The following is a 13,018-nucleotide window of genomic DNA, read 5'->3' on the forward strand; positions in this document are numbered from 1 at the left end:
AGATATAAAATTATGGATATTTTCAGAGACTAAGGCCTGATTTCATCGGATTAAGTTCTTTTTCTGGTTACTACTTAAAAATCACGTTATCATACATTCCAAAAATCCCTGTCCAGGCTCCTGTATTGTATGGCTTCAGAAATATGGTAGGATAAAATACGGTCAGAGGCTTCCAGGTCGGCAATGGTCCGGGCTACTTTGAGGATCCTGTCATAAGCCCTTGCCGATAGGTTCAGCTTTTCCATTGCTGTTTTGATCAGGCTGAAAGAAGTTTCATCCAGCTCGCAGAAGCGCTCGATTTCTTTAGGGCCCATCTGGGCATTATAGCTGATCTTTAAATCCTTATACCGTTCATGCTGTATTCCGCGGGCCTGAAGGACACGCTGCCGGATATTTTCACTGTTCTCGCCTTTCCTCCGTTCAGCCAGCTGTTCAAACTCTACTTTCTGCACCTCGACATGGATGTCAATACGGTCGAGCAACGGACCGGAAAGCTTATTCATATAGCGCTGCATCTCATAAGTAGACGAGGTATTGTTGGGATCATCAGGGAAATACCCGCTCGGGCTTGGATTCATAGAAGCCACCAGCATAAAGCTGGCCGGATAATTTACCGTAAATTTCGCCCTTGAAATCGTGACTTCGCGGTCTTCCAGCGGCTGCCTCATGACTTCCAGCACCGTTCGTTTAAACTCCGGCATTTCATCCAGGAAAAGGACTCCGTTATGTGCCAGTGAAATTTCTCCCGGCTGCGGATAGCCGCCACCGCCCACGAGGGCCACATCTGAAATGGTATGGTGCGGGGCACGGAACGGGCGGATGGTCATCAGTGAAGTCTCAGTCCCCATCTTTCCGGCTACCGAATGGATCTTTGTCGTTTCCAGGGCCTCCTTAAGCGTCAACGGCGGTAAAATACTGGGCAGCCTTTTGGCTAACATGGTTTTCCCGCTTCCGGGAGGGCCGATCAGGATGATGTTATGCCCTCCGGCCGCGGCTACTTCCATCGCTCTTTTAGCGGTTTCCTGACCTTTTACTTCTGAAAAGTCAAACGGAAAGCTGTTTATTTTTTCCTGGAATTCCTTGCGGGTATCAAGCACGGTCTGCTCTATCGGTTTGCCTTCGTTAAAGAAGTCGATCACCTCTTTGATATTTTCTGCTCCCAGAACTTCTATGTCACTGACGATTGCTGCTTCCCGGGTATTCTGTTTTGGAAGGATGATCCCTTTAAAGCCTTCTTCCTTTGCCTGAATGGCAATCGGCAACACTCCTTTGATGGGCTGGAGTGTCCCGTCCAGTGAAAGCTCGCCCATAATGATGTATTCCTGAACACGGTCTGCAAGGATCTGATCGGATGCCGCAAGAATGCCCACGGCAATACTGAGGTCATAAGCGGAACCTTCCTTCCTGAGATCGGCAGGAGCCATATTGATCGTGATTTTTTTACCCGGGATTTTATACCCCACATTTTTGAGGGCGGCAGAAATGCGGTAGCTGCTTTCTTTGATGGCATTATCAGGGAGCCCGACAAGATGGTATCCTACTCCTGTATCCACATTAACTTCTATGGTAATGGTCTGCGCAGCGACGCCATGAATGGCACTTCCGTAAATTTTGATCAGCATACAATGTGTTTTATGGTAAATGTAATAAGAAAACCAATGATATCAAAGTGATCCCTACCTATTCTTATCATATCGCTTCTAAAATCTTATAGAATCATAAAAGCCGCCTCGCAAGCGAGACGGCTTTTATGACGTGTAACCGATATATTGTATTAAACAGCTAATCCTGGAATGTTAATCAATTGGCATAAACCGATCTGTTCTGAAAGACATTCATCCCTGCCACTTTATTTTTATCGGTATTGTAAATAATTTCCACTGAAAAGCAGGAGACCTCATACAGGGCATACTTTAAATTGTTGATGGTTTTTTCATTCATCATGCGTCCCTGATTGATCACAAAGTTGTATTTGGATTGCTGATCCGGTAAGTTCTGAAAGTCGTAGTAAGAAATGTTCATAGCTGTTGATTTACTTGTTATATACTATTGCTATGCAATTTTTTAACCAATTTTACCAATATTTATCATTTTTTAATAAAATTTTAAATATTGACTTTGCTTATCATAATGCTTAAGCTACCAATGCCTTATTAACTCTGGATTAAAGTAGCATCATGCAATTGCAACAGAATGTATAATTTTTTTTAATAGTTTATTATAAGAGTTGTCTTTTACATTTTCATCTGATTTCTTTGATGCAAAGATGAAACCGGCCAACGACAAAAGTTGACGTGTTATTCATTATTTTAAAATTTAACAAAAAGCATCATAAAAGTATTTTATGATCTGCCTTAGTAAATTTTGCCCTCAATCATTCTTGGCATTCAGGCATTTTTAATACATTTGTTAAAACGGTACAATGAACTTTGAGCAGATCCATCTTCATCTCGATGCTTATAAAAAGCATCATCAGATTAAGGAGGCTGCGGAATACCTGATCCGCTCCTTTCAATTAGAGCATGAGAACTTTGCCGGGTTCGGGTTCAGGGAAGAGTTATCACCCAATTCTTTACTGCTGACTGCGGAAGGCCAGCTGGGAAAACCTCAGAAGGTGATGATTCCCAGGAACCTGTTTAACTTCGATCTTAATCTCGTCCTTAATATGATCGCACATGAAATGCTTCATGTAAGGCAGAAAGCGCCCGGTAATGTGGTAGAGGATAAAAATGAACGGGAATTCCAGGCCTATTATGAAATGCTTTTTCACCGGGTTTTCCCCCTGATCCCTGAGGTCTCGGATTATCATAAGAAGTTTTTTGGCAATAAAGCGCTGGAATATTACAAAAGAATGGGCGAAGGCTCTGAACTTCAACAGAAGTATGCCGTACAGAAGGCTGAAATAGAACATTTAATATATTGATGATGATAAAACCTGAAATATCGTGGGAAGATTTTGAAAAGATCGACATCAGGACGGGAACTGTTCTGTCCGTTCAGGACTTTGAGAAGGCCCGAAATCCTTCCTATAAACTGGAAATTGATTTCGGGGCATTAGGCATTAAGAAATCCTCTGCTCAGATCACCGCATTATACAGCAAGGAAGACCTGATCGGGAAACAAATCTTAGCTGTAGTTAATTTTCCTAAAAAACAGATTGCCAATTTTTTAAGTGAGTGCCTGGTCCTGGGCATCTATGGAGAAGATACCAAAGACGTTACCCTTCTTACTCCTTCATTACCTGTTAAGAATGGTCTGCGGGTAGGCTAACCAGATATAACACCAAATATATGATACAGCACATTCCTTTAGATAAAGTTTTATTCCTTGATATTGAGACCGTTCCGGGAGCAGCGTTATGGGAAGACCTTACGGAGGCGGAACAGATGCTCTGGGACAAAAAGACAAGGTTCCAGCGTAAGGAGGACGTTGAAGCCGGTGATTTTTATGTGGAACGGGGCGGAATTATGGCAGAATTCGGAAAGATTATCTGCATTACGATCGGAATGCTTGAAAAAAACGATACCCTGAAAATCAAAAGTTTTTCAGGCCACGATGAAAAGAAAATGCTGCTTGAATTCGGCGAGATCTTCAACAGCCCCAGGCTCAGGGACGTTATACTATGTGCCCATAACGGTAAGGAATTCGATTTTCCCTGGATTGCCAGAAGGTTCCTGATCAATGGCCTGATGCCGCCGGTACCGTTTCAGATGTTCGGCAAAAAACCCTGGGAGATCCCGCATATTGATACGATGGAACTCTGGAAATTCGGAGATTATAAGACATTTGTTTCCCTGGAATTGCTGGCGCACGTCTTCGGAATCCCGACGCCAAAAGATGACATCGACGGATCAATGGTTTCATCAATTTACTACATAGAGAAAGACTTGCAGCGAATAGTGGACTATTGTGAAAAAGATGTCTTAACTTTGGCCAACGTTTTCCGGCGCATGCGCCAGGAAGATTTATTGAAAAGGTACATCAATTTAGACTAAAATGAAATTTACAGACGATCAGATTGCTGATATTGGTGAAAACATCATCAGAGTGCTTAAAACCGTATATGACCCCGAAATTCCGGTAGACATCTATGAACTGGGACTCGTTTATGACGTACAGATTTCCGATGACGGCGATGTTAAAATCATCATGACCCTTACCACGCCTAACTGTCCGGTAGCAGAGACCCTGCCTCAGGAAGTGAAAGATAAGGTGGCAGAAGTGGAAGATGTGAACAGCGTGGACCTCGAGCTTACGTTTGAACCCAGCTGGAATAAAGACATGATGAGTGAGGAAGCAAAATTTGAACTTGGAATGCTTTAACAGATAAAATGCAAAATAAAATAAGGCTGCCAGAACTGGCAGCCTTTACTGTATCCGGTATTTTAAACCTCTTTTGCAATCTCTTTTCCTTCCCTCCTGCTCCACTCACTCCAGGAGCCTACATAGAGCGAAGGCGTATTAAATCCTGCGTGCTCCAAAGCTAAAATAGTGTGGCAGGCGGTGACTCCTGAACCACAATGAATGATCAGGTGTTCCGGTTTTCCCTGTAAAAGATCCCTGTATTTTTCTCTCAGCACCTCCGGCTTCAGGAAATGCCCGTTTTCATCTAGGTTTTCAGAAAAAGGAATATTGATAGCGCCTGGAATGTGTCCGGCAATTAAATCAATAGGCTCAGATTCTCCTCTGTACCGGTAGGCATCCCGTACATCAACAACAATAGAAGAATGGTTTACTAATTCATTTTCAACAGTTTCCAGCGATGATACAGGAAGAAGCCAACCTTCTTTTCTGATGACATCAGTTTTATCAAAAACTTCTTCACCTGATGAAAATTCCAATCCTTCTCTTTCAGCATGCTGAAATCCTCCATCCAGAACACGCACATGGTCAAACCCAAAAGCTTTAAGCATCCACCAGGCTCTCGCTGCTGCATTAGCCCCGCTCTTATCATCGTATACGACGATGTGCGCCCCTTCATCGATCCCAAGGCGGGATAGGGTCTCAGCGAATTTTTCGATATCTGGAAGCGGATGCCTTCCTCCGAAGGCTGCATCCTTTCCTATCTGCGCCAGGTCCCGGTCCAGATCTATGAACCGTGCTCCTTTAATATGTTTGTCCAAATAATGCTCATAGCTGTCTTTCCCTGCTCTTGCATCAAGGATGATGAGGTTTTCGGACGGAATATTTTTCAGTTCGGAAGGTGAAATAACAGGATCCATAGTGTCGAATTTTGTTTTAAAATAAACCAGTTTTCAATACGTAACTCTTACCTGAAATTAATCGTAAGCGTTCAAGATATCCTTTAAAAATTAAAAATATCCTTAGCCTTGTTGTAAGAACTTTCAAAGTTCAGCAGGTTCAGTTTATGGTCCGCTTTTTCCACGCTCATAAAATTGATCACCTGTTCGGTAGGCATATTTCCTACCAGGTCATCTTTGGCCATCGGACAGCCGCCGATTCCTTTGATGGCACTATCAAACCTCCTGCATCCCTGGTCGTATGCCGCTTTTAATTTGGAATACGAATCTTCATACCGGTTATGGAAATGCCCTCCGAAGTTAATCTCCGGGTATTGGGCCGGGATTTTTTCAAACAGGAGCGTAATGGTCTGCGGTGTCGCAACTCCTGTAGTATCAGACAGCAAAATATCTTTGACTCCGATCTCTGAAAAACGCTGTGCCCAGAAATCCACATCTTCCCATTTCCACATTTCGCCGTACGGGTTTCCGAAGGCCATGGAAAAATAAATGTTCAGCTGCTTTCCTTCTGTTTTTACCAGCTCCAGCATCCTGATGATGTCATTGAAGGCTTCTTCCTGGCTTTTATTGGTATTCCGGTGCTGAAAGGTTTCGGATATGGAAAACGGGAACCCCAGGATATCCACCGAAGGATGTTTCAGTGCTTTTTCCGCTCCCCGGTAGTTTCCGATGATCGCGGAAATTTTAGTGTTGGATAATGACTTGTCTATATTTTCAGCCACTTCGTGGGAATCGGCCATCTGGGGAATCGCTTTCGGGGAGACGAAGCTCAGGCAGTCCAGCACGTCAAAGCCTACTTCCATTAAAGAATTAATGTAATCTATCTTTTGGTGTGTAGGAATAAATTTTCCCCAACCCTGCATGGCATCTCGCGGACATTCGGTAAGAAACATTTTTACTTTTGATTTTTTCAAATATAATAAAACTAAACCACAACAGCCATGACAGAGCCAAGAATTACAAAATGCTGATTGAGAGCTTTTTAAAACAAACATTTCATTTCAGGCCCTGAGCTTGTGCTTCATATAATGCATTCTGAAAATCAAATTTGCTAACTTTGCTGAAATTTATACCATCAGATGAGTACAATAGAATTCAACCCTTTGTGGAAAGAAAAGTTACTGAACCGTTTTTTAAGTTATGTAAAGATATATTCAACCAGTGATGCAGAAAGTGAAGCAACCCCTTCTACCCCGCAACAGTGGAATATTGCCAAATATATTGTAGAAGAACTGAAAACCATCGGCCTGGAAGATGTTTCCATAGATGATAACGGCTATATTATGGGCTATGTTCCTTCTAATCTTGAAAATGACCAGAAGCCAACCATCGGCTTTATCTCCCATTATGATACATCACCGGATTTCAGCGGGGAAAACGTTAATCCTCAGGTTTGGGAGAATTATGACGGCAATGACCTGGTCCTTAACCAGACTACCGGATTTACATTATCACCGTCAAAATTTGAAAGCTTAAGAAAATATACCGGGCAGACTTTAATTACTACGGACGGAAACACTCTTTTAGGTGCTGACGACAAAGCAGGCTGTGCAGAAATCGTTACGGCTGCGGAATATCTGATCGCCCATCCTGAAATCAAGCACGGAAGGGTCGCTGTAGGATTTACTCCTGATGAAGAAATAGGAAGAGGAGCCCATAAATTTGATGTCGCGAAATTCGGGGCAGAATTTGCGTATACGATGGACGGAGGCGAAGTTGGAGAATTGGAATATGAAAACTTCAACGCCGCCGGTGCTGTTGTTAAGATCCACGGACTGAGCGTGCACCCGGGATATGCATACGGAAAGATGGTGAATGCCGCACTGCTGGCTTCTGAATTCGCCCAGACGCTTCCTGCCAATGAAACGCCTGCCACCACCAAAGGTTTTGACGGATTTTATCACCTGATGGACCTGAATGCAGATATTTCTGAGGCTAAGCTACAGTACATCATCCGTGATCATAACGAGGAAAAATTTGAGGCCAGGAAGAAATTCATGGAAGAGAAAGTGGCTGAATTCAACCAGAAACATGGTGCAGGAACAGCTGAAATTGAGATTAAGGAGCAGTACCGGAACATGAAGCAGCAGTTTGAAGGAAAGATGCACATCATTGACCTGGCTGCAGCTGCTATGAAAGAAGCGGGTATCGAGCCTAAGATTAAAGCGATCAGAGGCGGAACCGATGGCGCTCAGCTATCCTATATGGGACTGCCCTGCCCGAATATTTTTGCCGGCGGGATCAATTTCCACGGACCGTATGAGTATGTAGCGCTTGAAAGCATGGAAAAAGCAATGGAAGTGATTGTGAATATCGTGAAAGCATAAAGCGTTCCCTCTATAAAACAGAAAGCCGGCTCGGTGAGCCGGCTTTCTTAATATTTTATGTGCAGTTCTGTTATAAAATGTTCAGGATCTTTGTTGGAATATTTAATCCCGATAGAATCTCCTAATTTTTTATTTCTGAAGCCTCTTACCCATTCAATGCCTTTAATCGTAACTCCTTTTACGACAAATTGTACTCTGATATGTTTTCTGGGATTATACCCCATTTCTGTGATCATCCCTTCTGTCAGGCTGTAATCTTTGTTGATTTCATTGACCTCTTCAATTTTTTTCAACGTCAGATACCGGACCGTAAGTGCCACTGACCCTACGATGATTGTCATTACCAAGGCAACTTGAAGATATTCCTTTAGTGTGGGCTTGGCTTTTGGCGGCAGTCCTTTTTTATCCATAGTCAAAAATAACTTTAAAAGCGTTTACATATTTATCCTCTTTTAAAATCAGACAACATCCAGAACGTCAGATACCATTAAATAATTACTGCTCCTGCCGGTTTCCCAGAAAAGCATCCCAACCCTGCGCTGTCAGTGCGACCAATTGGTTGGATCCCCGTGCTACCATGAAGTTTCCTTCTTCTTTCTCAACAGCGTGGCCGATGATGGTAAAATCCGGATGGTTTTTAATCTTGTCAAAATCAGCTGCGGAAATGGTAAACAGCAGTTCGTAATCTTCACCTCCGCTTAAGGCGGCCATCACGGGGTTTAGGTTAAATTCATCTGCTGTGGTAATCGTGAGGTTATCCATCGGGATTTTTTCCTCATACAGCCTGAACCCTACTCCCGACTGATCTGAAAGGTGCAAAATCTCCGAAGCCAGGCCGTCAGACACATCAATCATGGAAGTCGGCAGGATATCCAGCTGCTCCAGGATTCCTTTGACATCTGTCCTGGCTTCCGGCTTCAGCTGGCGTTCAAGAATATAGTCATACCCTTCCATTTCAGGCTGCATATTGGGATCAGCCAGGTACACGGCATGTTCCCGCTCCAGGATTTGCAGCCCCATATAGGCGCCTCCTAAGTCTCCGGTCACCACCAGCAGGTCATTGGGCTTTGCAGTGCTTCTTCTGACAATCTTTTCTTCGTTCTCAATTCCGACTGCCGTAATACTCATCACAAGCCCTGCACTGGAACTCGTCGTATCGCCGCCGATCAGGTCCACCTTATATCTTCCGCAGGCCGCCTGGATTCCGGCGTATATTTCTTCCAGCGCTTCTACCGGGAAACGGTTGGAAACAGCAAGGGAAACCAGGATCTGTGCAGGCGTTGCATTCATTGCAGCAATATCGCTGAGGTTGACCACTACTGCCTTATAACCCAAATGCTTCAGCGGAACATACCCCAGATTAAAATGAATGCCTTCTGCAAGCATATCTGTGGTAAGGACTACTTTCTTTGTGCCCGGATTAACAATCGCGGCATCATCTCCCACGCCAAGCTCGGAAGACTCGTTGGATAAAGGGAAATATTGTGTTAAATGTTTAATAAGGCCGAATTCGCCTAATTTGGAAATCGGTGTCAGTTCAGGATCTTTATCTTCAAACATATGTTTATTTATAAGTAATAGGAATGAGCAATAAGTAATTTTTATTGCGGTTTGATTCATCAATGATCATTCATCAATCATCATGTATTCATTTGAATACCTCCGGATCAATATTATGGGGATGGAAAGGGAATTTCTTGAAATCCTCTCTCGTTAACACCACGGTTTCCGGGGACTTGTACTTGTTCATGGCTTCTACCACATCATCCGGCGGAGTCGTCATCTTTCTCAGCATCATATCGATCCATACGCCGGTGGCTTCTGCTGTGGCGCAGTGTATTCCATCCGGAGTGTAAAATTTATGCACAAACCTGTAGATGGAAGAATCGTCTGAACATCCGTCGATTTCCACACTCACGATAACGGTCTGGTCCGCATAGATTTCCTTGAAAAAAGAATACCTTTCATGAAGGATGACAGGCCCTATTCCCCATCTGCTGAGCTGGGTAACCCCCATTTTTTCTTTGGTCATAAAAGCCATCCTGGCCTGTGCACAGTACTGCACGTAGGATGAATTGGCTAAATGTTTATTGGCATCAAGGTCGCTCCAGCGTACTTCAAAGGTATGGTAGTAAATCATTTAAGATGTATTTAAATATGAAATTCAATTTATATGGACGCGAAAGATATAGAGCCAACTGCCTTATTTATTACAACAACTGAACTCTATGCATTTGCGGCGCCTTTTTTCGATTAAAATCAAAAAATTATATTCATCAAAATTACTCAAATAAGATGGTTTATAAAAATTGTAGTTTTGCAAAAGTAATCTTGAGCATAAGATTAAGGAATCATGAAGAAAATTATCATTATCGGAGGAGGGGCAGCAGGATTTTTCTGTGCCGCCAACCTTGACGAAACCCAATACCACATCACCATCCTGGAGCAGAATTCGGATGTGCTTCAGAAAGTAAAGGTTTCCGGAGGCGGACGCTGCAATGTTACCCACGCCTGCTTTGATCCCAGGGAGCTGGTTCAGTTTTATCCCCGCGGGAATAAGGAACTGCTGAGCGTTTTTACGAAATTCCAGCCGGGAGATACCATGGACTGGTTTGAACGCAGGAATGTCCCGCTGAAAATTGAACAGGATAACCGTGTCTTCCCGGAAAGTAATTCTTCCCATAGCATCATCAACGCCATGGTGCAGGAAATAGAGCACAAAAACATTGAGGTAAAGACAAAATGTTCAGTAAAAGAAATTGAAAGGCAGGATGGCACTTATCTGGTCAGGACCAGTTTAGGCGATTTTAAAGCCGACATTATCATTTACACAACCGGCAGCTCACCCAAATCGCTGAAAATCATTGAGAACCTCGGCCATACAATCATTGATCTTGTTCCTTCGCTTTTCACCTTCAACATTAAAGATGACCTGCTGAAAGATCTTGCCGGAACCAGCTTTGAAATGGCAGAAACCTCCATACCGCAACTGAAAACGGAAGAAAGTGGCCCGCTTTTGATTACACACTGGGGACTATCCGGGCCTGCTATCCTTAAAATATCTGCCTGGGAAGCCATCAGCCTGGCCAAAATGAACTATAATTTTGAAATCGAAGTCAATTTCATTTCAAAACCGGTGGACGAAGCAGAAGAAATGTTCCTGGATTTCAAGCAGTCCAACCCTAAGAAGACCATCGGGCAGTCAAAAATTTTTGATATCACCAACCGCTTCTGGCAACGGATTTTAGAAGTTTCAAAAATCGACCTTAATAAGCAGGTGGCCCATCTCTCCGGGAAAGAAATACAGGCTGTCATTGAAAATCTATGCAGAAAGAAGCTGAAAGTAACCGGTAAATCAACCTTCAAAGACGAGTTCGTAACCGCCGGAGGCATTGATTTAAAGGAAATTAACTTCAAAACCATGGCATCAAAACTGTTGCCGCAATTGTACATTGCCGGAGAAGTGCTGAATATTGACGCCGTAACCGGAGGGTTCAATTTCCAGGCGTGCTGGAGCGAAGCATGGCTGATCGCGCAGGATCTGAATCTGAAAAGAGATAAACAAATGAGAGACAGATAGATAGATGAGAGATGGAGAGATGATAGATTGTAGATTGAGAAAAATGGTATTTAACAAGAGATAAATTTATGGCTGCTTGGCGTTTGGCCTCTGAACTGATCTATTTTTTTAATACTTTTTACAGGCAAAATATACTGTTCAGGCTTCTATCAATTTTCGCCATCCCTTTCTCCAGAAGAATCGGTCCGCAATCATTTTTTTTATTCCAGATTTATATTTAGTTTATATTTTTGCTTACATTTCTGTATGTAAACAGCCTTAGACTGTATAAATAATATGATCTGTAAACCCATGCATACCATCAGAAAAAACATTTCGGATATCCTTAAAATCCTTTTGATCCTGGGATTCGGATATTTCTTTTGGCTGATGCTGCAAATTACCCTGGAATATGTTCCGCTGAGGACCGACGTCAGTTTCCTGATGATCAAACAGACGGAAGTTGACCACCGGCAGGAATACCTGTACTTTTTCTATACCCATGTATATACCAGTATTTTTGTGCTCCTATCAGGATTTTTAGGCATCATCAGGAAAGATTTCGGGATCAGGGACTTCCATAAGAATGCGGGAAAAGTGTATATTTTCCTGATCCTGCTCCTTGCTGCCCCTTCAGGAATTTATATGGGAATTTTCGCCAACGGAGGGCTTTTTTCAAAAATCTCATTTGTCATTTTAGGTTGCCTGTGGTGGGCTTTTACGTATAAAGCCTATCGTCTTGCCGTACAGAAAAAGTTCAGGGAGCATAAACAGTGGATGTGGCGCAGCTTTGCCCTGACATTATCTGCCGTTACCCTTAGAATGTGGAAGGTAATTATCGTATATTTATGTCACCCGAATCCCATGGATGTATATCAGATCATCGCATGGCTAGGCTGGGTACCCAATATCCTATTAATTGAATATTTAATCGCAAAAAAACAGATATGAAAAATTCAAAACCTGCGCTCCTCGCTATTCTTGCCATACTGGCAACCGGGTGTAAAAAAGAATCCGAAAGCACGACTAAACAAAAAGACAGCCTGTCGGCGGCAAAATCTCCTGAGATTGAGGAAATACACAAAGAATACTACGGGGTTTACAGCGGAGACTTTATCGGTAAAGAGAAAATGCTGGATGAAACCGACGGTACGGAATATGAAGGCGAAGTCTTTAAAAGGATTTCCCTCAAGATCAACCGCATTACCAAAGACAGCGTATACGGACAGAGTATCGTAGACGGGAACCAGCGCCCGTTCAGAGGGGTTTTCAACAGCAGTTCCCAATCATTTATCCTGGATGAACCGGGGAATGATAAAACGGACGGAAGATTTGAGGTGAAGCTCAGTAAAGACAGCCTGACCGGAAAATGGGATGCCTTTAATACCAAAGCCGTAAAATCCCCTGTGAAAGCCGTCAAGCTGGCCAAAAAAGAATTTGTCTACAACCCGAACTTTATACTGGACAAAGATTCTGAGCTGATCGACTGGGACAATCCGAAGGAGTTTGTTGAAAAATACACTAATGAATCGACCGGTAAAACCGAAAGCTATACCACTCAGAAAAACAGGATTGCCTCTGATGCCGTCTTTACCCTGAACGGATCCAAGCAGAAGCTGACTGAAAGTGAGCTGAAGAACCTTCGTAAACTGGATCTTGAAATCATTAAAAATTCTATTTTCGCGCGGCATGGGTATGCGTTCAAAAAACCTACCTACAGACACTTTTTTGAGCAGACACAATGGTACATCCCGGTATCTGACAATGTAGACAATGACCTTTCGCCCATGGAAAAAGAAAACGTAGCGCTCCTGAACCGCTTCATTAAATACGCAGAAGACAAATACGGCAGTTTCGGAAGGTAAGGGGAG

The 13,018-nt window shown here is 43.1% G+C and carries 15 protein-coding genes; 8 read left to right on the forward strand and 7 right to left on the reverse strand.

What is annotated here, in order from left to right; translation table 11 throughout:
- Positions 1-89: 89 nt before the first annotated feature.
- Both CGB83_RS12365 and CGB83_RS12370 read right to left on the reverse strand, forming a co-directional pair.
- Entirely contained in the window at positions 90-1,622 is a 1,533-nt protein-coding gene (locus CGB83_RS12365; protein WP_100076059.1) for a YifB family Mg chelatase-like AAA ATPase, read from the reverse strand.
- A 178-nt stretch (positions 1,623-1,800) separates the two neighbouring features.
- Entirely contained in the window at positions 1,801-2,022 is a 222-nt protein-coding gene (locus CGB83_RS12370) for a hypothetical protein (RefSeq protein WP_100076060.1), read from the reverse strand.
- 400 nt (positions 2,023-2,422) lie between these two features.
- Between CGB83_RS12370 and CGB83_RS12375 the strand changes: the two genes are divergently transcribed.
- The 4 genes from CGB83_RS12375 to CGB83_RS12390 are packed head-to-tail and all read left to right on the forward strand — an operon-like array spanning position 2,423 to position 4,323.
- Positions 2,423-2,923 carry a hypothetical protein gene (locus tag CGB83_RS12375; RefSeq protein ID WP_100076061.1) on the forward strand — a complete coding sequence of 167 codons (501 nt, stop codon included), beginning with the start codon at positions 2,423-2,425 and terminating at the stop codon, positions 2,921-2,923.
- Positions 2,923-3,270 (forward strand): tRNA-binding protein, encoded by a 348-nt coding sequence (locus CGB83_RS12380; RefSeq protein WP_100076062.1) that lies wholly within the window; start codon positions 2,923-2,925, stop codon positions 3,268-3,270. The genes CGB83_RS12375 and CGB83_RS12380 overlap by 1 nt, the downstream gene beginning before the upstream one ends.
- A gap of 20 nt (positions 3,271-3,290) precedes the next feature.
- The gene (locus CGB83_RS12385) at positions 3,291-3,995 is read left to right on the forward strand and encodes a ribonuclease H-like domain-containing protein (protein ID WP_100076063.1); all 705 of its coding nucleotides are present in this window, start codon (positions 3,291-3,293) and stop codon (positions 3,993-3,995) included.
- Position 3,996: 1 nt separating this feature from the next.
- Complete coding sequence (locus CGB83_RS12390) at positions 3,997-4,323, forward strand: SUF system Fe-S cluster assembly protein (RefSeq protein ID WP_100076064.1); 327 nt, start codon at positions 3,997-3,999, stop codon at positions 4,321-4,323.
- Positions 4,324-4,385: 62 nt separating this feature from the next.
- Here the strand turns inward: CGB83_RS12390 and CGB83_RS12395 are convergent, their stop codons facing one another.
- Both CGB83_RS12395 and CGB83_RS12400 read right to left on the reverse strand, forming a co-directional pair.
- Positions 4,386-5,222: a sulfurtransferase gene (locus tag CGB83_RS12395; RefSeq protein WP_100076065.1), complete on the reverse strand. Its 837-nt coding sequence runs from the start codon at positions 5,220-5,222 to the stop codon at positions 4,386-4,388.
- 83 nt (positions 5,223-5,305) lie between these two features.
- Positions 5,306-6,154: a hydroxymethylglutaryl-CoA lyase gene (locus tag CGB83_RS12400; protein ID WP_100076066.1), complete on the reverse strand. Its 849-nt coding sequence runs from the start codon at positions 6,152-6,154 to the stop codon at positions 5,306-5,308.
- Positions 6,155-6,340: 186 nt separating this feature from the next.
- Between CGB83_RS12400 and pepT the strand changes: the two genes are divergently transcribed.
- On the forward strand, positions 6,341-7,588 hold the full coding sequence (pepT, locus tag CGB83_RS12405) for a peptidase T (protein ID WP_100076067.1): 1,248 nt from the start codon (positions 6,341-6,343) through the stop codon (positions 7,586-7,588).
- 47 nt (positions 7,589-7,635) lie between these two features.
- On the opposite strand, the gene CGB83_RS12410 is transcribed toward pepT, so the two are convergent.
- The 3 genes from CGB83_RS12410 to CGB83_RS12420 all read right to left on the reverse strand — a co-directional run bounded on the left by CGB83_RS12410 (position 7,636) and on the right by CGB83_RS12420 (position 9,728).
- Positions 7,636-7,998, reverse strand: coding sequence for a hypothetical protein (locus CGB83_RS12410; protein ID WP_100076068.1), 363 nt, complete (start codon positions 7,996-7,998; stop codon positions 7,636-7,638).
- 85 nt (positions 7,999-8,083) lie between these two features.
- Positions 8,084-9,148: a thiamine-phosphate kinase gene (gene thiL / locus CGB83_RS12415; protein WP_100076069.1), complete on the reverse strand. Its 1,065-nt coding sequence runs from the start codon at positions 9,146-9,148 to the stop codon at positions 8,084-8,086.
- 88 nt (positions 9,149-9,236) lie between these two features.
- Positions 9,237-9,728 (reverse strand): acyl-CoA thioesterase, encoded by a 492-nt coding sequence (locus tag CGB83_RS12420; protein ID WP_100076070.1) that lies wholly within the window; start codon positions 9,726-9,728, stop codon positions 9,237-9,239.
- Positions 9,729-9,941: 213 nt separating this feature from the next.
- On the opposite strand from CGB83_RS12420, the gene CGB83_RS12425 reads away from it, so the two are divergent.
- From CGB83_RS12425 to CGB83_RS12435, 3 genes are all read left to right on the forward strand, one after another.
- Positions 9,942-11,168: a BaiN/RdsA family NAD(P)/FAD-dependent oxidoreductase gene (locus tag CGB83_RS12425; RefSeq protein ID WP_100076071.1), complete on the forward strand. Its 1,227-nt coding sequence runs from the start codon at positions 9,942-9,944 to the stop codon at positions 11,166-11,168.
- Positions 11,169-11,459: 291 nt separating this feature from the next.
- Positions 11,460-12,098 carry a DUF2306 domain-containing protein gene (locus tag CGB83_RS12430; RefSeq protein ID WP_100077588.1) on the forward strand — a complete coding sequence of 213 codons (639 nt, stop codon included), beginning with the start codon at positions 11,460-11,462 and terminating at the stop codon, positions 12,096-12,098.
- The gene (locus CGB83_RS12435) at positions 12,095-13,012 is read left to right on the forward strand and encodes a YARHG domain-containing protein (protein WP_100076072.1); all 918 of its coding nucleotides are present in this window, start codon (positions 12,095-12,097) and stop codon (positions 13,010-13,012) included. Before CGB83_RS12430 ends, CGB83_RS12435 begins: the two co-directional genes overlap by 4 nt.
- Positions 13,013-13,018 lie beyond the last annotated feature (6 nt).

Origin of the sequence: Chryseobacterium camelliae (assembly GCF_002770595.1) — a bacterium.
Classification (GTDB): domain Bacteria; phylum Bacteroidota; class Bacteroidia; order Flavobacteriales; family Weeksellaceae; genus Chryseobacterium; species Chryseobacterium camelliae.